Source organism: Flavobacterium mesophilum (assembly GCF_039581405.1).
Taxonomy (GTDB): domain Bacteria; phylum Bacteroidota; class Bacteroidia; order Flavobacteriales; family Flavobacteriaceae; genus Flavobacterium.
Genome location: NZ_JBCPXZ010000002.1, coordinates 133,996 through 159,895 on the forward strand (window position 1 = coordinate 133,996; position 25,900 = coordinate 159,895).

19 protein-coding genes are annotated in these 25,900 nt (G+C 34.3%); 3 read left to right on the top strand and 16 right to left on the bottom strand.

Features of this window, described 5'->3' with window-relative positions:
* Window positions 1-10: 10 nt before the first annotated feature.
* From AAYQ19_RS05165 to rhaT, 13 genes are all read right to left on the bottom strand, one after another.
* A complete protein-coding gene (locus tag AAYQ19_RS05165) occupies window positions 11-424 on the bottom strand; it encodes a hypothetical protein (RefSeq protein ID WP_343534598.1) in 414 nt (137 codons plus the stop codon).
* 124 nt (window positions 425-548) lie between these two features.
* On the bottom strand, window positions 549-1,037 hold the full coding sequence (locus AAYQ19_RS05170) for a hypothetical protein (protein ID WP_343534600.1): 489 nt from the start codon (window positions 1,035-1,037) through the stop codon (window positions 549-551).
* Between the two features lie 403 nt (window positions 1,038-1,440).
* The gene (locus AAYQ19_RS05175; RefSeq protein ID WP_343534602.1) at window positions 1,441-1,731 is read right to left on the bottom strand and encodes a hypothetical protein; all 291 of its coding nucleotides are present in this window, start codon (window positions 1,729-1,731) and stop codon (window positions 1,441-1,443) included.
* Window positions 1,700-1,960 (bottom strand): hypothetical protein, encoded by a 261-nt coding sequence (locus AAYQ19_RS05180; protein WP_343534604.1) that lies wholly within the window; start codon window positions 1,958-1,960, stop codon window positions 1,700-1,702. The genes AAYQ19_RS05175 and AAYQ19_RS05180 overlap by 32 nt, the downstream gene beginning before the upstream one ends.
* 257 nt (window positions 1,961-2,217) lie before the next feature.
* Window positions 2,218-2,712 carry a hypothetical protein gene (locus tag AAYQ19_RS05185; protein ID WP_343534606.1) on the bottom strand — a complete coding sequence of 165 codons (495 nt, stop codon included), beginning with the start codon at window positions 2,710-2,712 and terminating at the stop codon, window positions 2,218-2,220.
* 247 nt (window positions 2,713-2,959) lie between these two features.
* Complete coding sequence (locus AAYQ19_RS05190) at window positions 2,960-3,547, bottom strand: LutC/YkgG family protein (protein WP_343534608.1); 588 nt, start codon at window positions 3,545-3,547, stop codon at window positions 2,960-2,962.
* Window positions 3,537-4,940, bottom strand: a complete 1,404-nt coding sequence (locus AAYQ19_RS05195; protein ID WP_343534610.1) for a lactate utilization protein B — start codon at window positions 4,938-4,940, stop codon at window positions 3,537-3,539. The genes AAYQ19_RS05190 and AAYQ19_RS05195 overlap by 11 nt, the downstream gene beginning before the upstream one ends.
* A 219-nt stretch (window positions 4,941-5,159) precedes the next feature.
* The gene (locus AAYQ19_RS05200) at window positions 5,160-6,530 is read right to left on the bottom strand and encodes a glycoside hydrolase family 28 protein (protein WP_343534612.1); all 1,371 of its coding nucleotides are present in this window, start codon (window positions 6,528-6,530) and stop codon (window positions 5,160-5,162) included.
* A gap of 13 nt (window positions 6,531-6,543) precedes the next feature.
* Window positions 6,544-7,284, bottom strand: coding sequence for a (Fe-S)-binding protein (locus AAYQ19_RS05205; RefSeq protein ID WP_343534614.1), 741 nt, complete (start codon window positions 7,282-7,284; stop codon window positions 6,544-6,546).
* Between the two features lie 213 nt (window positions 7,285-7,497).
* On the bottom strand, window positions 7,498-8,859 hold the full coding sequence (locus AAYQ19_RS05210; RefSeq protein WP_343534616.1) for an FGGY-family carbohydrate kinase: 1,362 nt from the start codon (window positions 8,857-8,859) through the stop codon (window positions 7,498-7,500).
* 110 nt (window positions 8,860-8,969) lie between these two features.
* The gene (locus AAYQ19_RS05215; protein ID WP_343534618.1) at window positions 8,970-10,244 is read right to left on the bottom strand and encodes a sugar isomerase; all 1,275 of its coding nucleotides are present in this window, start codon (window positions 10,242-10,244) and stop codon (window positions 8,970-8,972) included.
* 376 nt (window positions 10,245-10,620) lie between these two features.
* Window positions 10,621-12,762, bottom strand: a complete 2,142-nt coding sequence (locus AAYQ19_RS05220) for a bifunctional aldolase/short-chain dehydrogenase (RefSeq protein ID WP_343534619.1) — start codon at window positions 12,760-12,762, stop codon at window positions 10,621-10,623.
* Between the two features lie 27 nt (window positions 12,763-12,789).
* Window positions 12,790-13,860, bottom strand: a complete 1,071-nt coding sequence (rhaT, locus tag AAYQ19_RS05225) for an L-rhamnose/proton symporter RhaT (protein WP_343534620.1) — start codon at window positions 13,858-13,860, stop codon at window positions 12,790-12,792.
* 387 nt (window positions 13,861-14,247) lie between these two features.
* Here rhaT and AAYQ19_RS05230 point away from each other — a divergent pair, with 387 nt between their 5' ends.
* Window positions 14,248-15,288 carry a GntR family transcriptional regulator gene (locus tag AAYQ19_RS05230; RefSeq protein ID WP_343534622.1) on the top strand — a complete coding sequence of 347 codons (1,041 nt, stop codon included), beginning with the start codon at window positions 14,248-14,250 and terminating at the stop codon, window positions 15,286-15,288.
* Window positions 15,289-15,414: 126 nt separating this feature from the next.
* Window positions 15,415-16,212 carry a hypothetical protein gene (locus AAYQ19_RS05235; protein WP_343534624.1) on the top strand — a complete coding sequence of 266 codons (798 nt, stop codon included), beginning with the start codon at window positions 15,415-15,417 and terminating at the stop codon, window positions 16,210-16,212.
* A 337-nt stretch (window positions 16,213-16,549) separates the two neighbouring features.
* On the opposite strand, the gene AAYQ19_RS05240 is transcribed toward AAYQ19_RS05235, so the two are convergent.
* The 3 genes from AAYQ19_RS05240 to AAYQ19_RS05250 all read right to left on the bottom strand — a co-directional run bounded on the left by AAYQ19_RS05240 (window position 16,550) and on the right by AAYQ19_RS05250 (window position 24,226).
* On the bottom strand, window positions 16,550-18,403 hold the full coding sequence (locus AAYQ19_RS05240; protein WP_343534626.1) for a rhamnogalacturonan lyase: 1,854 nt from the start codon (window positions 18,401-18,403) through the stop codon (window positions 16,550-16,552).
* Window positions 18,404-18,607: 204 nt separating this feature from the next.
* Window positions 18,608-20,734, bottom strand: a complete 2,127-nt coding sequence (locus AAYQ19_RS05245) for a hypothetical protein (RefSeq protein WP_343534628.1) — start codon at window positions 20,732-20,734, stop codon at window positions 18,608-18,610.
* A 144-nt stretch (window positions 20,735-20,878) separates the two neighbouring features.
* Window positions 20,879-24,226 carry a DUF4450 domain-containing protein gene (locus AAYQ19_RS05250; RefSeq protein WP_343534630.1) on the bottom strand — a complete coding sequence of 1,116 codons (3,348 nt, stop codon included), beginning with the start codon at window positions 24,224-24,226 and terminating at the stop codon, window positions 20,879-20,881.
* Between the two features lie 311 nt (window positions 24,227-24,537).
* On the opposite strand from AAYQ19_RS05250, the gene AAYQ19_RS05255 reads away from it, so the two are divergent.
* Window positions 24,538-25,893 (top strand): rhamnogalacturonan acetylesterase, encoded by a 1,356-nt coding sequence (locus tag AAYQ19_RS05255; protein ID WP_343534632.1) that lies wholly within the window; start codon window positions 24,538-24,540, stop codon window positions 25,891-25,893.
* Window positions 25,894-25,900 lie beyond the last annotated feature (7 nt).

Below are 25,900 nucleotides of genomic sequence, written 5' to 3' on the forward strand. Positions count from 1 at the left end.
CTTTTCTATTTTAAGAAGTCTTTACAGAGCGGAACAAATTAATAATAAAAGAATATGGCAAAACTGTTAAAACGAATAGTAAAAAAAATAATAGAGCAATTCTAAACGACATTTTTAATGACCATTTAGAAAAAATATCATCTTTATTTTTTGTCAAATATAAATCCGGATATTGTCCTTTTTCAATTAAATCGTATTCATTACCAGTAATTGATATTGAATGCATTTGTTTTTTATATAAAAAATCCATTTCATAAGATTCTCCTCTACCACCCTTGTTGATCCTTTTATCAATAAATAAATAGGCCAAAGGCTTATTATTGACTAATGATGATTTAAAATGCAAATAGTTCTCAAAAGCAATAAAAGAAATGCTAAAAAATAATAATCCCAATACGACCTTTAAAAGTTTTTCTTTTTTCATTTTTTGTTTTCTATATGCATGCCCTGCTCTCCGAAGTATTCCTGTAGACAATGTGCAAAGTCAGTCCCGAAAAATTTCGGGATTGTGTTGCTTTTGAGTTGAACTATTCGTTGAGTGGGGCGAGTTATTGATAATATCTTTTTTTGCAATAAGTGATAACATTTTTATTTTCTTTATCGATAAGAATACTATAAAAATCGTCCTTAAGCTTACTTCTAACGTAAATCACTACTATTAAATCGTCTCCTTTTGGATATTGCTTAAAAACATAAACTTTGCCAATTCTCTTAGCGGAAACAAATAAGGTTTTTAAAAAACCTTTTTTTAATTCAGAAGGAACATTTATTTTGGTATCTCCATTATTTTCAAAACCATCAACTTTATTTAAACTTATACAAAAACTGTTGGTTAGTGATGACGTTGTTTCTAAATTGCCATCAAAAATGAAAAACTTCAATTCTGTTTCTAATTTAACTATTTCTTCTGCAAAATAGTTGACAGCTATTTCTTCATAAGGTCTTGCATTATTCTGGGCATTCAAATTAATTGCGTAAATAAATAGTAATACTGTATATACTATATTTTTTCGTAAAGCGAGGCCAACTATGTACATTATAAAGTATTTTTTATAAAATTTATTGCTAAAATTGAAAGCACAATACAGGAAATTATTATTATAACCCGCTGCGCAAATGTCTCCGACTTTGCACTTTTTCAACAAATATAATTTAAAATCAAAAGCTTCTAAAAAGTCTTTGACTTTAGATCAGAACTTATAAAATAACGCTTAGAAAACTAATCAATTAAAGTCGGGAGACTTTTTAGAAGTATTTAAATTCTCACATACATAAAAAAATTGCGCAAAGTCAGAGACATTTGCGCAGCTTTTCTATTATTAGAACTCTTTGCGGAGCGGGAGACATTTGCACAGCTTTTCTATATTAGAACTCTTTGCGGAGTGGGGTGAGGTAAACGAAATTAACTTAATAAAAATCCAATTTTATTCATTTTAAACATTATTTATTAAATTGCTCATTAAATTGTGAAATCATTAATTCTGGTTTACTAACAGAGTATTTAACCATAATAGTGTCTCCCTCACTTACTTTTTGATATGATGTAAAACCATCAATACCTATATATTCTTTATTATCAACTTCATATTTAACTCTAATATGGTTACCCTTTTGTACCGATTTTTTAACAACGATACCTTTAGTAAAATTATAATTTTGATTAATAAAATCAATATTGTCTAGCTCCTCTTGCCTTAAGTTAGTTGCTATAAAATAAACTCCAAAAGCCATCAGCCCAATTACGCCAAATACCATTAACTTGTCTTTCATAATGACTATTGTTTTTTTTAAACCTAAAAAAGCTTTTAATTTTATCTCCTACTGAATTTTGCGTAGCATTTTTCACTGTCTCACCGACAGCGCCTTTTGTTGCTGAATTAATCATCTGTGCTCTTACTGTTTTTGCTCTAGCAACTTGAGCTCCTCCTTTTGCTTTTGAAAGGTTTTCCACTGCAATCATGGCTTTAGACCCCACGCTCTCCAAAGTCTTCTCTATAAATGCTACGCAAATGTCTCCGACTTTGTGCTTTTTCAACAAATATAATTTAAAATCAAAAGCTTCTAAAAAGTCTTTGACTTTACATCAGAACTTATAAAATAACGCTTAGAAAACTAATATTTAAAGTCGGGAGACTTTTTAGAAGTATTTAAATTCTCACATACATAAAAAAATTGCGCAAAGTCAGTCCCGAAAACTTTCGGGATTGCGTAGCTTTTCTAGTTAGAACTCTTTGCGGAGCGGGGTACATTAACAAATGTTCCGATATCAAAAATAGAATTATCCTTTACTTTATGTAAAAGAAAATGAAGAGTGTCAATTCTACTAGTTTTGGGGAAACTTAACATGAACACCCCATTACCCGAACCTAAATAACCGAAATGTTTTTCTTCAATTTTCCATTCTAAAAAGTATTCACTTTTCTTAAACTCTTTGCTTGTTTTTAATCTCAAGACAATTTGATTATTTGGAGATAATGCAACCTTTCTTTTTTCTCCCTTTATAACTTTATAATGCCAGACTTTTTCAATCCATACCGCATCAATAATATTCAAATCTCCAGTTTTTAACTTCTTTGCTGTGGAGAGATAAAACCCATTTTCTTTTGAACTTAAAATTGTTGAAGATGCTTGAGGCGTTGCTGTATTGAATTCATTACAACAAATACACATTACTGCAATAATGCATAGCGTAAATATAACTTTCTTTCTCATTATCTTATTAATAATATTTGTGAGACATTGCTTTTTCCTTAGCTGGCGCGAGCGTCCTACTCGTGCACGCAAAGCATATATAAACACAAATGAAACGCTCTAGCCAATAATCGAAACTTAAAATATTTCTTTTCTAAACAAATATAATTGTATTAACCTCAAATAAATTTCACCAAACAAAAAAACTGCGCAAAGTCAAAAAACATCTGCGCAGTTTGTATTTAAAACTATTCTTAAAATAAAAATCCTATCCCAAAATAAAAACCACCAATCCCCTTGCGCCATGCGCTCCTAAAACCAACGACTGCTCAATATCAGCCGTTTTTGAAGGTCCAGCGATGAAAGTTCCGAAACCGTATTCCTGATTTCCAATTTTATAATATGCTTGATGCATGGTTGGGAAAATGTTTTCTTTGTTTACGATAATGGCCAAATATTGCGCGATAAAAGGCGAAACACGTTGACCTAGAATATCATCGGTTACCCAAAGTGCACTGTTTTCGGCTACTCCAAAATGTGCTTTTACAATCGTTAAATCAACATTTTCCAACGAATGCGGATCATCATTTGTCCAATCTAAAGTAGCAACTTCTGAAAGTTCAGGAAGTGTTGTAATTATTCGTTTTTCGTTGTTATAATTCTTTTTGATGTACGAAATAACATCATCATAATTTGAAACTTCAACTGGATATCCCCCAATGTTTTTCAACACGGTTTTATACGTTTCTAAAATATTAAATTGTTCAGAACCTAATACTTTTAAGTCTGGCAAAGCAGTAACAGATTCAGGTTGATTCTGTTTTATTTTACGTAATATATCGGCTTTACTGCTCATTGTTTTTTCCTTTTGCTTCTCTTGAATTTTTCTTGTACCAATCTCTAAATGATTCTTCTGGAACAGCTGGCATTTCGCGGTGATCGTACCATTTATTGAATTTATTATTGACCAAAGCTGGAACATTTTTCATTACAAATCGGCCTGATTTTCCGGCAATATTAAAAACCGTCGGATTGGCTAAAACTGTCGCCATTGTCTTCATTGCCATAGTTTTAGAACTCAGCGTATGCCCTTCTTTCACCAAAACCTGACGCCATTTATACAATTGATCATGGATATCAATTTTCACCGGACAAACATTCGTACATGAACCGCAAAGTGTACTTGCAAATGGCAAATCGGCATTTTTGCTCATGTCTAGATTTGGTGCTAAAATAGAACCAATTGGTCCTGCAACGGCATTGTGATAACTGTGTCCGCCACTTCTTCTGTAAACCGGACACGTATTCATACACGCGCCACAACGAATACATTTCAACGAATTTCTAAAATCTTCTCTTCCAAGTTGCGTACTTCTTCCGTTATCAACAATTACGATGTGAATTTCTTTTCCGTCTCTCGGCTTTTTAAAATGACTCGAGAAAGTAGTGATTGGCTGTCCTGTTGCGCTTCTGGCTAATAATCGGAGAAAAACACCTAAATGTTCGCGCTTCGGAATCAATTTTTCAAATCCCATGCAGGCAATGTGAACATCGGCTAAATGCGCACCCATATCCGCATTTCCTTCATTGGTACAAACCACAAATTCGCCCGTTTCTGCAATCGCAAAATTTACTCCGGTCAATGAAGCTTTTCGAGTCAAAAACGTATCACGTAGTTGTTGACGTGCCGATTCTGTTAAATATTGGGGATCAAAATTTCCTTTTTCTGTACCTAAATGTTCATGAAAAGTTTCGCTTACATCTTCTTTTTTAAGATGAATGGCAGGCAAAACAATATGACTTGGCGGTTCTTTACGAAGCTGGACAATATATTCTCCTAAATCTGAATCGATAACCTCAACGCCATTTTCAGCCAAATATTCATTCAAATGGCATTCTTCTGTAAGCATAGATTTAGATTTCACCATTTGCTTGACATCGTGTTTTGCCAAAATAGAATGCACGATTTCGTTATGTTCTTTTGCATCGGCTGCCCAATGCACTTTTATTCCGTTTTTTTGAGCATTAGCTTCAAATTCAATTAAATAATCGTGGATATTAGAAAGCACATTATTTTTGATTTTTGAAGCGGTTTCGCGCAATAATTCCCAATCTTGAATCTGATGCGCGGCTTTGTCACGCTTTTCGCGGACAAACCAAAGTGTCTCATCATGCCAATCTACACGTTTTGAATCTTTGTTAAAACGTGTTGCGGCTTCACTGTGTTCTATTATTTTTTTTGAAGACATCTTTATAATTCTTTAACCCGTTGCGTGTAATTTTTCTAACACATAGAAATATAGTTTTTGCAAACTTAAAAAAGGCGCTTTGCTCGTTTAAATAAACATAGTTTACTATGTGTGAAAGAAATGAATTTCTTTTTTTTATTCTTTGACTGAGTAATAAAACCTATGTTTCTATGTGTTAGATTTATTTCATAGCCAATGATTTAGTACTAATTCAAAAAATCAATTTTTATCTGAAAAATTGATTACATTTTCATGAATCGAATTCTTTTCTGAAACTGTATTTGCTGTAACATTTTTCAAGAAAATATTCTCTACCGGAAGTTCTTTCTGACCTTGAATTTTCGAAATAAACTTCACATTCGTCGCTTTTACGTTTTCCAAATAAACATTTTTTATTGGCGTCAAACGGCGTTCTATTGTTGGAACCAAATCACGCCATTGGTACAAAACATCAGTATCAATACCCAGAATTCCGGCATCTATTTTTCCAGCTGTAATATTACTTATGTAAATATTGTTTACAAATCCGCCTCGTCTTTCATTGGTTTTGATGAATAAAAGATGATTCAGTTTTGCGCCATCCACAACGTTGCAATTATCAATAAAAACATTTTCAACTCCACCTGAAAGTTCACTTCCAATTGCCACCAATTGATGACCGTTTTTAACTGTACAATTGCGAATAACAATATTTTTTGAAGGCGTATTTAATACCCAAGCATTCTTTCCGCAACCCGATTTTATTGCAATTGCATCATCGCCTTGATCAAAAACACAATCTTCAATTAAAACGTTCTGACTCATCTCTGGATCAACTCCGTCATTATTATGTCCGTGCGCATAGACTTTTAAATTTCGAAGCACCACATCTTTTGATAAGAAAGGATGAATCGTCCAGAAAGGGCTATTCGTAATCGTAACGCCATCCATCACAATATTTTGACAACGATTAAATTGAATAAACTGCGGACGAAAATTTGCCGTATCATTTACCATTTGTCTGTCTTCAACCGGTTTGTTGTACGAAGCCAAATAATACAATCTTTTCAAGCTTTCCATGTGCGCTTTAGGGCGTGCAAACCATTTTGTCCAAACATCCATTTTCGCTTTCAATTCACCTTCACCAGTAATCGCAATATTTTTACATTGATAGGCATAAATCAACGGCGAATAATTATAACATTCATAACCTTCCCAAGTCGATTTAACTGCTGGCAAATAATCTTTTGGATCTTCTGAAAAAAGCAAAACAGCGCCTTTATTCAAATGCAAATTTACATTGCTTTTAAAATGAATTTTCTTTGTCAGCCATTCGCCTTCTGGAATTACAACAATTCCGCCACCCGCTTTATTTGCTTTTGAAATCGCTTTCGAAATTGCTTCAGAAGTTTTTTCTTTATCGCCTTGTACAGCACCAAAATCAACAATTGAAAATTCTTTGCATTTGCTAAAATCCGGGATTTTTATTGCCGGCATTTCAAAAGGTGCTTTTACCACCACTTCTTTCAGCGTTACAGCAGACGGATCTTTCTGAAACGATAAAAAAATCAGTGAGCAAACAAGCACTAAACAAAATGATATTTTTTTCATGATTTGGTTATTTTTAGCTGGAAAGTGTATTTAAAATTTCGGCAATATGAATGGTTTTTACCTTGCTGTTTTGTCTTCTTAGAATTCCTTCTAAATGCATTAAACACGACATGTCACCGCCTGTAATATAATCTACATTCTGATTTTCGTGATCTTTAATTCGGTCTTGTCCCATTTTTACAGAAACAGCTTCTTCGGTAACACAAAAAGTTCCTCCAAAACCGCAACACTCGTCTTTTCTGGATAACGAAACCAAATCCAAGCCTTTAATTTTATAAAGCAATTGCTGTGGTTTTGAGAAAAAATGCGCGTTTAATTCGGTCATCTGCGAAAGCTTTAAACCACGCTGTCCGTGGCAACTTTGGTGCATTCCAACTCGATATGGAAAATTTCCTTCTATTTCATGAATATCCAGAATATCAGTAATAAACTCGGTTAATTCATGTACTTTTTTACGCATTTCAGATGCTACAACTTCGAGTTTATCATCGTGCAAATGTTCTTTTACGTGCAAAGTACAACTTCCAGAAGGACAAACGATGTAATCAAATCCTGCGAAATTCGAAATAAAGTTCGCATTGCAGCCTTTAGTCAAATGTTCGTAACCGCTGTTTGCCATGGGCTGTCCGCAACAAGTTTGGCCCATTGGAAAATGAACATCACAACCTAATTTCTGCAAAAGTTCATAAGTTGCGATTCCGACTTTTGGGTAAAACTGATCGACATAACATGGTATGAATAATCCGATTTTCATATTCTTGGTAATTATTTGTTTTTAACACATAAAGCTATGTGTTAAATATTTTTTCACGCAGATTTAAAATGATTTTGGCAGATGCACGCAGATTTTTCTAATTAAATCTGCTTAAATCTTTTAGATCTGAGTGAAACAAAAATCTATGCTTTTCTATGTCTTAAATATTCCTCTCGCAGTCCCGATAGCTATCGGGAGTGGCAAAATATTTTTTTAATGTTTATAAAATTTCAAATCGATTAAATCGTTTTGAATTGGTTTTGGATTCCAGTTATCGTGGATTGCCAGCGCCGCGCCTAATGCACTTGCCTGCGCCATTGAAGCCGCATAAACTTCAACATCTGGATAAGCTTCTGCCAATAAATTCATGAAAATTGAATTTTTACTGAAACCTCCGTCAACAAAAATCTTCTTCACGGGGCTATTGTGAATCACCAAATTGGTTGAAAAAACTTGCTGTTCAACAAGATCCAACATCAATTGATGATAGGCAATTTCGTAGCTTTTAAAAGTCGAAAGATCTCTTTTTTGAAATGGACATTCTTTTAAAATATCAAAATCGTATTTCTTCGGATAAATAATCTGGAAATTGAGTGATCTTAAAGTGGCAACGATCTTTTTATCAAAATAAACGTCTTTGAAAGTATCAAACGGAACATTAAAATGCGCCGCCAATCTTTTCGCTTGAATTTCGTGCTCATTGCCCGAAAATAATCTTGCCGCTTTTACTGGTTTTTCCGTGTATTGCATGTAGCACAGACAATCCTTTTGAAGTTCGTCAAAAGTCAATGGCTTATTATTAAACGGATTCAGCGAAATGCTCCAAGTTCCTGTTGACAACAAAACAAAAGGTTCTGTAAAATTGATGGTATATGGAATAATTGCAGATGAGCTGTCATGCAGACCAACTCCAATTGCCAAATCATCTTCTTTTTTCAAAACATCTTTTCCGAAATGCAACGGCGGAATTTTCTCTGAAATCCCTTCATTTTGAAGCCACTTATGATATTTCATCTTTTTGAAATTCCATAAATTGGTATGACAGCCAATGCTTGTAATATCGGCGAAAGCCTCATTTGTCAGCAAAAAACTCAAATATTGAGGCAAATGAAGACAATATTTTACTTTTTCAAAAAGCTCTGGTTTTTCCTCTTTCAGCCTGTAAATCTGCATTCCAGAATTCAGACTTCCAAGAACCGGAGAAGCAGTTTTTACAGCAAACTTTTCTTCGCCTTTATACTTGTTGTAAAACTCTTTTTTTAAATCCTCTGGATAATCTTTTAAATAATTATACAGAGGAGTCAAAACTTTTCCATTTTCGTCAATGTACACAAAGCTAGCGCCGTATGTACTAAAATTGATCGCTTTTAGAACATAGCTGGTCAATTCTTTTATTTCTGATAATCGATCAAGTATCCAGTTTTTCAGGACATCAATATCTTCGCAAGGAAAACCATCTTCATCAGCGGTTTCATCAAGATTTACTGATTTTTCCCAAACAATCTTATAGTTTTCGTCAAATAAAAATACCTTTTTGTTTGTTTTACCAATATCAAAAATTGCAACTACGTTCATTTATTTTAATTATGAATTATGAGTTATGAGTTATGAATTATGATTTTATTCGAAAAAGCTAATCAAGTCAAGTGATCAACTTATAACTCATAATTCATAACTTATAATTATTAAAGTCCTGTGGCCATTGTTTTTAATCCTCTTTCTCCAATCAAGTTGTTTCTAACCGCTAGAGAACGATACAATTCAACTGGATTTAAAGCTGCGCCAGAACGCAAACGAGCCTCAGCAACTAAAGCACGAACATCTGTACGGAAAGCATTTTGAAGAATTTCCTGCGCTTTAACCACGTCATTTTCTTCTTGTGCTTGCTCTAAAGCTTTTCTGTCAACAGAAAGTGCTTGCGCATAAGCAATCATAATCGCTTCAACTGACTGCAATAAATCTTCTAATGGATCTTTGATGTTGTGAGAAGCGTCAATCATCCATCCTAAATCTTTTGCATGGTTCATTCCTCTTGCATCCATTCCTTCAACCAATTCATTGAAAATCAAGAACAATTGATATGGTTTTAAAGCTCCAGCTGTTAAATCGTCATCACCATATTTTGAATCATTAAAGTGGAATCCACCTAATTTATTATCCATCAACAAAATAGAAACAATTTGCTCGATATTGGCATTTGGCAAATGGTGTCCTAAATCAACTAAAGTTTTTGCTTTGTCTCCTAATTTTTGAACGTAAGAATACGATTGTCCCCAATCTGCAACTGTTGTAGAGTAAAAGTTTGGTTCAGCACATTTGTATTCTAAGAATAATTTCCAGTTTGAAGGCAATGCATCGTAGATTTCCTCTAAACTTTCTAAAGTATTTTGGTAGGCTTTACGGAAATTTAATTGTCCCGGAAAGTTAGAACCATCAGCCAACCAAACTGTTAACGAATCAGAACCTAATTCGATTCCGTGTTTGATTACTTCGATATTGTGTGCAATTGCTTGTTTACGAACTGCTTTATTTACGTTTTGCAAAGAACCATATCTGTAAGTATGCTCCGCATTTGCTTGATCTTGAAACGTGTTTGAGTTCATGGCGTCAAACTTCAATCCGTGTTGCGCTGCAAGCGTTTTGATAGCTTTATAATCTGTTGGGATATCCCACGGAATATGAAGCGAAATTGCGCCAGAAGCATTGTTCAATTTGTGAAGCAAACCAACATCTTCAATTTTTTCTTCTAATGAACGAGGTTCTCCTCCACCTGCAAAACGTCCAAATCTTGTTCCTCCAGTTCCTAAAGCCCAAGATGGAATTGCGATTTGAAAATCAATTAGTTTTTGAATAATTGATTCTGTATTTTCTATTTCTGATGCTGTAAAAGCAAATTTATTTTGATGTTTTTTCAGCAATCCCTCGTTATGGGCTGCAATATTATTTGATTCAATTAACATAGCATTTTATTTTAATAGCGCACAATTTACCACATTATATCGATTGCGCTCTTGGTTAATCTTGATTATTTCATTTACTCATTGAGTATAATTGATTTGAAAGTTAATTTTAACACATAGAATCATAGATTTTATATTATATAAAGAATGACAAAGAGAAATCTATTTCTTTCACATAGCCAGCTATGTGCATTTAAAACAAGTGAAACGCCTAATTTTATTTGTTTCTAATATGTTTCTATGTGTTTAAACCAAAAGATTTTTATTTGAGTTTTTGCGTTTTAATTTTAAAAAAATCTAACGCTCGGAAATCTCCGAACGTTAGATTACAAAAAACCACCTTTGTTTTAAACAAACTTAAAAAAACTTAAACAATCTATCTGTAAAAGCCCATTCCGACACCGCCATCTACGTTTAGAGCATTTCCTGTAGATTTATCTAATAAACCGCCAACAAAAGCAAAACACGCGTTTGCGATATCATCTGGCAATATAATTTCATTCAATAATGTACGTTTTGCGTAATAAGCAGGAAGTTCTTCAACTGTAATTCCGTATGCTTTTGCGCGTCCTTCTGCCCATCCGCCAGACCAAATATTTGAATCTGAGATTACTGCATCTGGATTTACCGTATTTACGCGAATTTTATCCGCTCCAAGTTCAGCTGCCATTAAACGTGTTAAATGCGCTTGAGCTGCTTTTGCAGAACCATAACCAGGGTTATTTGGACCTGCTACAACTGCATTTTTAGAAACGATATTTACGATATCACCTCCAAAACCTTGTTTACGCATTACTTCGATTCCGGCTTTAGAAACAATAAATTGTCCTTTTACCAAGATATCATACAATCTGTCCCACTCTTCTAAAGTATGCTCTGCAATTGATTTAGAAATACTGATTCCAGCATTGTTCACAATAATATCAGCACCACCAAAAGCAAGACAAGCTTGATCTAAAGCTTTTTCTGTACTATCAGAATCAGTAACATTCAACAAAGTGCTAGAAACCGCATCTTTCCCAAACAATTTCACAAACTCAGCAGTAGCCGATTCTAAACGCTCTTCGTTGATATCATTGATTACTACGCAAGCACCTTCTTGAGCAAATTTCTTCGCGATAGCCTTACCAATTCCGCCAGCAGAACCTGTAATCACAGCTACTCTGCCAGACAATGCTTTTGGTTTTGGCATACGCTGTAATTTTGCTTCTTCCAATAACCAATATTCGATATCAAATGCTTCTTGGTGTGGCAATGAAGTGTATTCTGAAACTGCTTCAGCACCTTTCATTACGTTTACCGCATTGATATAATATTCTGACGCTAAACGCGCCATTGTTTTATCTTTTGCAAAAGTGAACATTCCAACTCCTGGATATAAAATAACAACTGGATTTGGATCACGCATTGCTGGTGAATTTGATTTTTTGCATGCATTGTAATAGTCTTTGTACATTGCACGGTATGCTTCAAATGCAGGCGTTAATTTTGCTTTGATTGCAGCAACATCTGATAAATCTTCGTTTGGATCTAATTCTAAAACCAGCGGACTGATTTTTGTTCTTAAAAAGTGATCTGGACAAGAAGTTCCGAGCGGTGCTAATTTTGCCAAATCATTTGAATTGATGAATTCCAAAACTCTTGCGTCATCTGTATAATGACCAATCATTTGACGCTCTGAAGAACAGAAACCTCTTAAGATTGGAGCTACTTTTGCTGCTTTTAATTTACGGTCAGCTTCAGGAAGACTGTCGATTTTTTTACCTCCAAAAACAGGACGTTTTTTTCCGTAGTTGCTTTCTAAATATTCAGCACATTTCTCGATTACTTCCAGCGTATTAATATAACTTTCGTATGCAGTATCTCCCCAAGTGAATAAACCATGAGAACCTAACATAATACCACGAAGTTTTTTTCCTTTCTTTTCAGCTTCTTCCAGACAGCTTCTTAATTGAAGACCAAGGTCAAAACCAGGACGTTGCCATCCAACCCATCCGATTTCTCCATCGAATAATTCTTCTGTAATTTGTTTTCCATCTTTTGCAGCAGCGATTGCAATTGCCGCGTCTGGATGCAAGTGATCGATGTGTTTGAAAGGCAAGAAACCATGCAAAGGCGTATCAATTGATGGCGCTTTTGAAGCCAAATCAAAAATACAGTGGTTGAATAATTCTACCATTTCATCTTCGAATTCAATTCCTCTGTACACATTTTCAAGATTGCGCAATCTGTCTAAGTAAAGAGCCGCACATCCCGATTTTGTCAAAGTTCCGATATCTCCACCAGAACCTTTGATCCACATTACTTCAGAGCTTTCGCCTGTTAATGGATCTTTATCTGTAATTTTTACAGAAGTGTTTCCACCTCCATAATTTGTCAATCTTAAATCGGCTCCAAGTAAGTTAGAGCGATAAATAAAAAGCGCTACTTCATCACCCGCCATTGCTGCTGCTTTAGCGTCATCCCAAAGATAGCTTACATGCTTAAAATTCATATTGTTTGTATTAGTATTCGACATTTGGTTGTTTGATTTTAGTTGATTTTTTTATAATGAATTCCCGATTCCGACCACTACGATCGAAAGCATGATTAATCCAATTCCCCACGCAAAAGTTCTGTATGTTTTTTTAGAAACACCTGTCCATTCTTTCAAATAGAAGCCCCATAAATTAGCGGTCAAAATGATCGTTGACATGTGCAGAATCCATGAACTAGCACCATTTCCTAATTTGCTTTCTCCCATACCATAAAAGAAAAACTGCAAAAACCACATTGTTCCCGCAATTGCCGAAAACAAGACGTTTTTAGCGATTGGCGTTTTTGTATTCGTATAATCTGAAAAAGTTTTATTTCTGAAGTTCAGATAAATACACCATATAAAGTTGGTTGTTAATCCGCCCCAAAGTATTATGATATAACTAACATTATTTTGGAACAAAAATTCACCTTGATTTGGGTTTGCTAATTTCCAAGCCTCGTTTGCAACTTCAGCCATTGGCTTTGCTGCTTCAATTCCGAAGTTGAAAAAAGAACTTAAAATACCTGATACAATGGCGATGATCAGTCCTTTTACCAGATTAAAATCTTTGTCTTTATCTTCGTGGCCAGTTGCAAAATCTTTTTCTTTCAACATTCCTGCTTTTCCTAAAACAGCAATACCGATAATACAGATTAAAACTCCGGCCAAAACCATTTGTCCGCCTGAATTCGAAAACATATCGCTAATCGATTCTTTTCCTGCTACTGCATTGAAATGATAGTAAATTGGTGGAATTAAAGCTCCAAACGCAGAACAGAATCCTAATGTGATCGAGTTTCCTAATGACATTCCTAAGTAACGAACACCAAGACCGTAAGTAAGTCCTCCTACTCCCCAAATCAATCCCATAGTAAAGGCTAATGCTTTAACTTGTGGTGCTGCATCAGCAATAATTTCGGTAAAATTTGGAATCGTCAAATAAGCTGCAATTGGTGGCACAATCAGCCAAGAGAAAAATCCTCCTACAAGCCAGTAGCTTTCCCAAGCCCAATTTTTAACTTTCTTGAATGGCATGTAAAAACTGCCCGAAGAAAAACCTCCAATGGAGTGAAAAATAATACCGAGTAATGCTTCCATTTAATAATTTTAGTTTGTGGTTATTGATAGTTAATCTGGTTTTGTAAAATAAGAGAATGTAAAAAAGAAAACTGTCCTGTACTATCCTTTATGGTTTTACTAAATATGTTAAAACCCAATAAAATTGGAAAGAAGAATGGTTTTTAAGTAGAAAAATAAATTTAAAATTTCTATTTTAGCAATCGATTTCGTAATTATTATATCCTCAAACATGGATAATTAATGAAATCTCCAAAAACATAAAATAAGCCTTATTTAATTTTGAGTCTTTTGTGAGAAAAGTAACAAATAAGCCGATTTGTAAGCTTTAAACCCAAAATTTTCTGCGCAAATTATAATTCAAAATTATATTCTATTAGTAATCGCCATAATCAACAAAACCACAAAATGATTAAACTTATCAAAATAGACGAAGATTCAAGGGTTCCAAAATATAAACAAATTGTAGATTCAATTTTGCAGAATATTGCCAACGGAAATTTAAAAATAAATCAAAAAATCCCTTCGATAAACAGCTTCAGTGAGGAATTTTATATGTCTCGTGATACTGTTGAAAAGGCATATAACATCTTAAAAGAGCGAAAAATCATTTCTTCTATTAGAGGAAAAGGCTATTATATTACTCGTACTAAACTTGAATCGAAGGTAAATGTGCTTTTTTTATTCAATAAGTTGAGTGCTTATAAAATGAAAACGTATAGCTCTTTCATCAATACCGTAGGCGCAAACGCACATACGGATCTTCATATTTATCATTGCGACGAAACTTTATTTTTGAATTTGTTGGACAAATTTGAAGGCGCTTACGATTATTATGTAATCACAACGCATTTTAAAACGGATGAATTAAAACATTTAAGTTTTACTGATGAAGTTGTAAAAGCAATTGAACGTATTCCGAAAGAGAAATTAGTCATTATGGACAACATTAAACTCGGAATGGAAGGCGAAATCATCAAGATTTATCAAGATTTTGAAAATGATATTTATAATGCCTTAAAAGAAGGACTTTCGAAAATATCAAAATATAAAAGACTGATTTTAATTTATCCTGAAAAAGCAGTTTATCCTTATCCGAGAAGAATTTTGCACGGTTTCAGAAAGTTTTGTGTGGAGCATGAAATCAATTTTGAGATTCTGAGCGAAGTCTATGACGATATGATTCTGAAAAAAGGCGATTTATTTATTACTATTGAAGAATCGGATCTTGTGAATTTAATGAAGCAAATTCGCGATGAAGAATTTGTTTTAGGAGAAGAAATCGGCGTCATCTCCTATAATGATACACCACTTAAAGAATTATTAGGCATCACCACGATGTCAACCGACTTCAATGTAATGGGCGAAACCGCTGCTCGAATGATTTTGAATAAGGAAAAAGGAGAATTTAAAGTACCTTTTAATTTTATTGATCGAAATTCGATTTAAGGTACTGAGGTGCTAAGAAGCTAAGGTTCTGAGCTAAAAAGAACTTTTTACAATTCATCTTTATCAAATGTGCCTATTACAAATTAAAGACTGAAAATTTACAGCAAAAAAATTACAAGTATTTTTATGAGTAGAGAAACATATGTATTTATAATCGATTCCAAAAAAGCAAAAGAAAAACTAATACCGGAAATAGAGAACAACACGAATTATAATATCACATTAAAAGAATTTATAGAAGATTCTAACAAACGAGAAAGTATTCGGAATCAAATTTCGTATGAAAAAATAATTAAAAAAATAAGCACTGATTTTAATGAGATCACCACTAAGGAACTTGCTGAAATTTTCTTTTGGCTTCTAAATCTGGAAATCAAAGTAAATCATAGCGAAAGAAAAATGTTCTATGATAATGAGTATGATTTTTATAATAATTTAAAAGAATTAGGTATTGAACTTGTTTATGAAATGGCTCAAAAAGATCGTTGTTGGGTTTTCATGTATCAATTAGGTCAATATGAGTCTTTAAATAAACTAGGCTTATATTCAGATGATGATGATTGGCAAGATTATGAAATTAGTAATCTACAATTTAAAGAATATTTAGATTACCTACTGTTGCTTTTGAGCAAAATAGAAATTGAAAACCAAAATCCCATTACTGAAGTAAGTGCCGTTTTAAATACTTTCAGCAATAACGAAAAATTAAATAAACATGTTGATTACTCCCTTGAAGAAATAAGAAATGAAAATAAAGTCGAAGATGAAAAAAAGAGAGAGATTGAAAGTCAAAATCTAATTTACAGAGGATCTTATCAATGTTCTTATTATTATTTGGCAGAAACAATGTTTGAACAAATATCTGAACTTAAAGAAAAACTTAAGAATTATAATGGTAAAATTTTAGTAATTGATAGTCAATAAATATCCTTTCCTTTTTTTATTTCACGCAGATTTTATTTTCATTTGCATCTGAACATTTTATGTCCTCCTGAGCGAAGTCGAAGGATATGCGTAAAGTTATTACAAACATTTATCCCAAATATTGTCATTTCGACGAAGGAGAAATCTTCGCTAGAAACTCAATACAGATTGACAATATACTTTGTAGAGCTACTTGCGAAGATTTCTCCTTCGTCGAAATGACAAACTGTGCCAGCATAAAACGCAAAAGACGCACAACTGTGCGTCTCTACGTTAAAACCTTTGAACATATTCTTTGCGAGATTAAAAAAACTTAGAACCTTAGTATCTTAGAATCTTATTTTTTAGTCACCAAAGAAATCTTCGGTTTCGGTGCCGGCTTCATGGCTGCCCCCATATAAAAACTTGTATGCGGAGGCTGATTATAACCAATATTCTGCCATGCAATACTCAATCTGTATTGTGGATCATGCATTAAAGTATATTGTCTAACATCAGTTGGAATTGTAGTCGAGTAAATTCGAAGCTCTTTATTATCCTCAGATCTTAAAATCAATTCTTCACGCCAATCTCCTAGAATATCAGCAGAAAGTCCTGGAGTCTTTTTGGTTCCGTTATTCGAAACCGCTCCAGTTGCGGTGAATAATCTTCCTTTATTGTATTTATCAATATAATTTGAATCCAAAAGCTCTCGAGAAGTATCACCGTCCCAGTAAATCAAGAAATTAACTGAGCTTGGCGCTTTCCCAACAACTTTTCCTTTCATATCATATAAATCAGGAGAACCCGCCCACCAAAATTGAGCACCTCTCAGCGTTGGATCAATATTATCGGCAACGCCTCTTCCAACATCTTCATTTATAGAACCTGTAAATAGAACTTTTCCATCTGCTGCACCGAAAATTGCAACACCCGGTCCTGTTGTATTATTCTCAATTTCATGAATTCCGAAAACCTCTAAACCTGGCAAATCTGGATCTAAATCTGACACGTGAATGGCATCTCCATGTCTAAAACCTGTTGTATATAAACCTTTTCCATTATCATCAACGCACATTGAACCATAAATGATTTCGTCTTTCCCATCGTTATCAACATCTGTAACGGTAAGATTATGATTTCCCATTCCAGAATACGGATTTTCAGAATCTTTACTGTCGAAAACCCATCTTGAAGTCAGTTTTTTATCTTTAAAATCCCAAGCTGCTAAAACGATTCTTCCATAATAACCACGGCACATTACAACGCTTGGATGAACGCCATCCAGATAAGCAACACAAGCCAGGAAACGATCCATACGATTTCCTTTTGTATCATTTCCGCCACTTCCGCCATGTCCACCCCAGCCTGCCAAATCACCTCTTGGCGCAATATAATCGACAGTTGTAATGAGTTTTCCTGTTCTTCCGTCAAACACAGAAAGATATTCTGGACCTTTTAAAATTTTGCCATAAGTTCCTGAATTTGGGTCGCGATCTACCCAATCTTTTGTAGCATCACCAACAACGTTATTTGCACTATCAGTAGTTCCGTCAGCAGTTTTGCAAACCAATTCTGCAATTCCATCACCATCCAAATCATAGACCATGAATTGTGTATAATGAGCACCTTCGCGAATGTTTTTGCCTAAATTAATCTGCCATAAAAATTTTCCATCCAATGTATAAGCTTGAAATATAGGCGGATCTGTAATTCCAGTATGCGAATTGTCGTGTCCTCTTCCAGTCATGTGAACGATCAAATCATATCTTCCGTCTCCATCTAAATCTCCAACCGAAAGATCATTTGCGGTATAACCTTCAATTTCTTTTAATTTAATTGACATATAATCTTTATCCGGACTTGAAGCTGGAATAGTAAAACTTCCTTTTGCATCACTTTCTTTTCCTTTTACAACCGTTTTTACAAACCAAGTATTTTCTTCTTGCGAATTTGCTTTTGCATCTACAAAATTTGTCGCTCCAGAAATTGGTTTATCATTCAGTTTAATCGCTTTTTGGTTGCCACTTTTTCGGTATAAATTAAATGCTAAATTATCAGGATCAGTTCCTAAAACACGCCATCCAATAAAAAACTGTCCGTTGTTTTTGACCGCGACAACACCACGATCAAGATTTTCCATTTGCCTCTGACTGAAAACACTCAGACTTATGAAAAGCATTAGTAATGAAATAAATTTATTATTATTCATATAGTTTATTTGGTTTTGGTTAATTGTTTCACGCAGATTTAAAAAGATTTAAGCAGATCTATTTAAGATTTTGATACAACGAAATCTGCGCAAATCAGCTTAAATCTGTTTAGATCTGCGTGCAAAAGCTTTTAATAATAAAGTTTTCCGACTTTACGAGAAACTTAGCCTCTTAGAATCTTAGTAACTTAGAATCTTAAAAAATTAAAAAAACTTTTTAAATCCTTCGCTCTGCACTTTCCACGTTCCGTCTTTTGGGAAACCCGGATTTTCTTCTGTCGATCCTTCCCAGCCTGCGCACATCATCGCAACAGCTGTCAACAAACCTCCATTTCCTGGAAGATAAAGTGTCAATCTTTCAGCTTGGTAATTGTGTCCGTTTTTTAAATAGGTATTTGTTGTCACATTCATAAACAAGGCATCAATTGCTTTTTCGGGCATTTGCAAACGCGCTGCCGTCATCGCCGTCATTGGGAAATCCCAACCCCAAGTTTTATCCCAAGACCAAGTTTTCCAAACCAAATCAAAAGTATTTTTCATGATTTTTTTATCCAATAGCGAAGTTTCAGGCAACATTCCGAAAGTTCCTAAAACTGAAGGGTGATCGGTTTTAAATTCTGGATTAGTATACGAATCTGTTGCACTTTCTGTAGCCAAATAAACATCTCCCGAAACTGGAAGTTTTGATAATTTAGCCAAAACTGTTTCCCATTTTTCAGGCACTTTCTGGTTTAATCCATGCTTCCATGAAATTGCTGTTTTCAATGCCCAATTCCAATAGGCCAATTCATAAGTTGGGTTGAAAGTCTCCATTGCCTTAAAACGTTCTTGTGCTGGAATAACTCCCGGACCTAATACATAACGATCGTTTTTAGCATCATAATTAGCAAATGAAGCCATAAAATCAGCCGTTGCAAAAACACGTTCACTATATAACTTCATGGTCGAGGCTGTTGGTTTTGCACGGTACATCAATTCAGCATAAGTGATGAAATGCGGTTGTTGCCAAATCAAAAATGAACCTACAGACGACGGACTTTCATTCCCTTCAGGGTCTGTCATTTTTTGCCATCTTGCGCCTTCAAAACCTTGTCTTTTAGCAATACCTTTAGCTTTGTCAAAAACTTTTTGATACCAAGGAAGGCTTTTTTCCAATAATTCTGGTCTGTTCCAAAGTGCAAAATGAACGCCGTGCCACCAATGCATTTCTAAATGCGGTTTTCCATACCAACTATTGTAAGTCAAACCAGTTTCCTGAGGCGGTACTTTTCCTGTACATTGCAGTTTTGTCAAGTATTGCGACAAAATAACTCTTCGTTCTAATTCTTTAGCTCTAGGGTCTGTACTTCCTGAAAAATCTACGGCTGCACCGCTTAACCAAAATTGTTCCCAACCTTTAATACTACTGCTTTCAATTTCTGCAAAAGAAGAATTTGAAGCCTTATTATTCGCTAAAGCAAAAAGACAGCTCAATTCTAAAGTATTTGTATTTGATGCTTCAACTACAAAATAATGAGCTCCAGCTTTTTTAATTTGCGCATTTCCTTTCCAAGCTAAATCAACATTGTATGAAATACTGTCCATCACATGCGTCACAACCGCTTCCGTTTTTGATTTTTGCTTCAGCGTACTTGTATAATTTTGCGTTCCTTCATATTTTGTTCCATAATCAGCCCAGTCTCCTGTTGGAAACGGAATTCTCAAACTGATTTTTAAACGTTTTTGCTGTAATAAATCTGATTTTACTTTTACTCCAATTGCATCTTTCTGTTGATGTGAAGCTGTTAAAACCGTAACTGGCGTTCCTTCAACTTCAAAATAACTTTCAATTTCGCCAGTCCATAAATTCAATTTTTGAGCAATAGATTTTATGTCTGATGATTTTGCCAAACTTCCATCTTTCTTCGTAATTTCAAAACCTAAATTTCCTAATTGCAATAAATGCGGATTTTGTCTGAACCAATTATTAGCATCGACTTTTCTTTTAGGCTCTTTTATTTGAACGGAATACGAGACATTTCTGCCATATTGCTGATAATCTCTTAAAGTTTCAGAAAACTTAAAATTTTCCGTGTTTTTATAACTATCCCACCCCCAATCTGACTGCGTTCCAAGCGGAATTCCGTGCTGATATTCTTTAGGAAAAGTCTGTAATCCCGTCGCGTCAACCGTAAATGCAAAAGTTCCGTTTCCAACAGTTAAGGAAGCTAAAGTATCTATAGCCGTAATTTGAACATTATGTCGGTTCACGAGCGCCTTTCGGTCAATTTTCTGTTGCGCAAAAAGCGAAAGAGAAAACAGAAATGCAGTAATAAATTGATATTTTTTCATTCGGTTATGTTTTTATTTTTTGTTTCAGGTTTCATGTTTCATGTTTCAAAGGCTTCGACTTCGCTCAGCATGACAAGCAATTATCTAATTTTCAAATTGGCACATTTTCTAATTATTTAATTTTCCAATTAACTCATTTTCTAATTATCTAATTAAAGTAACACTCATCAATCCAATCACCACATCATTTGCAATGGTTTTCAAAGTCAGACTTTTTAATGTTTTATTTTTATCCAAAGGCAAATCTAAAATTGTTCCCGCACCGCCGTCAATTCCATAATTTGTAAATCCTTTAATTATTGTAAAATCCTTAAAATCTCTCGAAATTTCACCGGTTTTCAAATACACTCTAAATGGTTTTGGCGCATCGGTTGTAAAAGCAAGTCCATCAACGAAATAATCTTGTTCAATTGGCCACCAGTTTTCCGGATTTTTTAAAGGCAATATTTCAGAAGTTCCATCGGTATAATTTACGGTTATTTCTCCGTTTGTCATTCGGCTTTGCATTGGGTTTGTACTTCCTGCGAGCATGAAATAAGCGTGTGAAGCTTTTCCATTTAACGGAATATCAACACTTTTTGGATAATTATCCCACATCGAAGTGAAAATTATATTCTTCTGATTTTCATCCGATGGCGTTTTAAACGGGATTCTGTTTGGCGTTTTTATTTCACCCGTTTGTTTTGCTTTTTCGCGCAAACCTTTGTCATCAATTTTCACTGAAATATTTGGATAACACCAGTTCCCAATTCCTTGTTTCGGAAGTTGCAACGTTACAGTTTGTGGTCTCGGAGACAAATATTCAACATTAAAAATATCGGTAACTTTTGCATTGAAATAATCAGAAAGTGAAATAGTTTCTGCTCGCTGTGATTTTTCCAAAGGCAAATCCCAATTTACAGTTGTTTGATTTTTTTCTTCTGATTTTAAATTGAATTCAATTGGTTTCCACCAAGAAAATTCGCCTTGTTTCATTTCAACAAAAAAGGCTTTATTTCCTGCTCCATTTACAGTTGATTTGAGCGTTTTTGGCGTCTTTTCAAGATTAACCAAAACGGTTTGCGGATCATAAACCGAAATTATTTCTCCTTTATCAATCGAAACATTTAAAACATCCCCAGAATTATACGAAGGTTTTATTGCCGTTGTTGCCAAAGTTTCTCCTTTCCAATTCACAACAATATCATACTTTTCATTATAAGGAACTTCAATGGTTATTTTAGGATTTCCGATACTTTCTTTAATTGGTTTCCAACTTACTATTTTTCCGTTCACTTTAATGTTTTCAATTCCGTCGAAAGGTGCATTCAGAACCAACTTTAAATTCATTTTTACTCCAAAATGATTTTCAATATGATAAGAATCTTGCTTGTTTTTTCTGTTGAAAGCAATCGAAACATCAGGAACTTCCAGAGAAGCTTCATTCCATTCCGAAGGAAAACCAGGCTGAATCGTCAAAACTTCAGCAATAGCATCGGGCTGAATTCCGAAAAGTCCTTCAACTAAAGTTCGAGACGCCATTCCGATTGGGTCAGCAAAATCACGATACAATTCGCCACGCATTGCATCTTGATACAAAAGCTGTTCAAAACCTCCCGGCGAAGCGCCTAAATATAAGCTTTCAATCAAAACACTTTCCCACATTTTGAATGCTTTATCCGGTTGTCCGCCTTGCCAAAAAGCGAGAGAAGTATGCAATTGTTCCGCCAAAGCCACGTTATTTATTGACCAAGTATAAGGTTGCCAGTTTGTTGTGCTAATTACGTATAAATCTTTTTTATCTAAACCTTCAGCAGAAATTGGGATATGCGGAATTTGATTATTCACATAACCTAACATTTGATAACTCTCAAACGGATTTGAAACTTCTGAATCAATAGTATGATAAATGCTCCAAACTCCCGGTGAATCGTGCAATAATCGGTTTCCTAAAGCGTCTTTGTATTCTGCAAAAATTCCTTTTTTTGCAATCCAAAGTTGTTCTTTTGAAGCTTTTAAAATTTTCTCTGCTTCTTTTTCGTAAGGTGTTGCATCTTTTCCGATTTTTTTAGCCAATTCGGCAACCGTTTTATTCGCATAATAATTATATGCTGAGGAATGAATTACTGCTCCTCCGCTATATTGTAATGCGTCGCTCGCCCAAATTGTCGCATATGCATCATAAAGTCCGTCATTATCGGGATCGAAATTTCGCTTTTCCCAATTCAAATGTCTTTCAATTGTTGGCCACATTTCTTTTAGAAAAGCAATATCCCCAGTCCATTTGAAATGACGTAACATTTGATCGAAAAAAACCAAATTCATATCATAATGATGCGCAACCGTATTTTTATTCGGATTACGGCTGATGTAACCACTACTGAACATTGAAGTACCAATTTCTTCTTTCTGGCGCGCCAAGTTTCGTTCTTGATCTAAAATAATCGGGCCGTTTTCAGGCGAAGTTACTTGCGAATTGCTGTAACTTGTAAAATGCGTTTTTGCTCTATCATGCCAACCCAGCGGATCTGCTGTGTATGCACCACGCCATGCATTTAGGTACATTCTCCACGCGATCGCGCCATGAAGATAAGCTGGATTTTCCCAAATTCCATCTGAGGAAATTGAAAGTGCAAAACCTAAATTATTAATGTATGGATCTGGTGTTTTGACTTTTACTCGGTTAGCCAAAACTTGTGTTTCCTGAACCGATTTTTCATAAAGCTGTGCAATTCCTTTTTGCGAAACATCTGTTTTTAGATCTTCCGTGGCAAACAGCCAATAAATTCCTTTTTCAGAAATGCTTTTCGTTTTTCCAGAAAGAACAGGCAAATTTTCAACTTTTGAATTGTAAAGTTCTAAAGGCGAATTTTGCAGTTTTGCATTCGCTAAATTTAGAATTGATTCAGGAAAAAATCCAAGCAGGCTTTTATTATTTCCTGTTTTTTGTTTGTTGCTTTCAGAACCGTATTCCAATAAAAATGATTGTTTTTGTAACGTATATTTATTGTTCAAACAATATTCAGGTTGCAAATAAAAAACCGATTCTGGGTCGGCGCCAATATCACCATCACGACTAAATTTCTTTCCAGTTGCGCCTCCAAAAGCCCAAATCAAATTGGCGTTTTTAGAAACATTTTTGCCATATATTTTTACGACAAAACCTTCTTTTTCTTTTAAAGCTACGACATCAACAAACAGTTTTCCTTTTCCTAAAATTGCATCTTCAATCGTATAATGCATTGTTCCTAAAATATATCTTGTATCGATTTTAGAAGCTTCGGTAATCCATTTGCTTTCTTTACCGTTTGCAATTCCTACTTTGAAATTCCCTCCCATTCCTGGCATATACATCGCAAATTCCGGCAAATCACCTGTTTCAACTCTAAATCCAGTGTTCGATCCATATAAAGCGCGATTGAATTTTCGAGTTCCATTTTTTAAAACAAAAGCATTTTCTTCTGGCGCATAATGTAGTTTGCGTACTTCTTTATTTTGTCCAAAAAGGGGCACAAAACATAAAAAAAGTAAACTTAAAAATGTCCGAAAAAAATGTTCCTTTGTTTTCATAAAGGCGTAAAAAAGTGCTGAATCTAAATAAGAATTAAATAAAATTAAAATCGTTTTTTTTTATCAATTCAATAATAATGATGCAATTTCTTTGTTTTTTTGTGGTATACCATCCTGTACCTTCCTGATTTACGAAATATAAAAAGCATATTAATTTTTAGCATTTTTAATTCCTTTTTAACATCATAGTACAGGATACTATATCAAAAATGAACCATTAAGTTTGAAAATAAAAAAATTAAAATCTCAAAAAATTGGTAAAAATCAGTACTTTCTTATCGATGGTTATTTGTTTAGCAATGCCGAGTCAATTCTTTGCTATGCATTCCAACATTCCTTTAAATACAACAGTTTGTTCTTCTTCGGAAAATAAAAATGAATCACAACTTTTTGTTTTTGGAACTTCGGCAAAAGACAAAAAAAACACGTTAATAAATAACGCTTTAATTTATTCAGAAGCAAAAGGTTACGGATTTGATTTCAACTCGGCTTCTAATGTAAAAATCAACTCAAATAATTTTTCAATTACAAATCCAGCATACTTTTCAGTTGCTGTTCCAGAAGGGAATTACCAAGTTGAAGTGGTTATAGGAAGCGCTGAAAAAGATTCAAAAGTGACTATAAAAGCAGAATCACGACGTTTAATGCTGAATGAATTTGTGGTGGCAAAAGGTCAAAAAACAACGCAGACTTTTAATGTAAATGTCCGAAATATTAAAATTGATGACCAAACCAATATCAGTTTAAAAGACAGAGAAAAAGAAATTTTAAACTGGGATAATAAATTAACGCTTGAATTTTTAGGCGAAGTTTCAATTCAAAGCATCAAAATAACTAAAAAAGATAATTTGACTGTTGTTTATTTAGCTGGAGATTCAACCGTTACAGATCAAGATGTAGAGCCTTGGGCATCTTGGGGACAGTTTATTACGAATTACTTTGATTCGAATGTTGTCGTTGCAAATTATGCGTATTCGGGCTCTTCTTTGAGTTCATTTAAAGGAGCAAATCGTCTGAAAAAAATACTTTCAGAAATCAAAAAAGGAGATTATTTATTTGTAGAATTTGGACATAACGACGAAAAAATAAAAGGTGCCGGAAATGGCCCATGGGAATCATACTCTAATTTATTAACTGAATTTGTAAATTCGGCTAAAGAAAAAGGCGCAATTCCGGTTTTGGTTACCCCAACACAAAGAAGATTCTTCAATGAAAATGGCACTTTAAAAGATACTCATGGAGATTTTCCACCAGCGATGCGAGCTGTCGCTCAAAAAAACAATATCGCTTTGATTGATGTTACCAAAATGACGACTACTTTGTATGAAACGTGGGGCGACGAACCTTCGAGAAAAGCATTTGTACAATATCCAGCCAATACATTTCCTGGGCAAATAAAAGCATTGGACGATAATACGCATTTTAATAGTTTTGGTGCCAATGAAATCGCACTTTGCGTTTTAAAAGGAATTCGTGAACTTGATATTCCGTTGAAAAAACAAATCAAAAAAGAGACACCAGATTATAATCCGAATAAACCAAATTTCATTTCGAGTTGGACGCTTCCAATGAGCGCGCGTTTTGAAATCGTTAAACCAGATGGCAATTAACCATCAA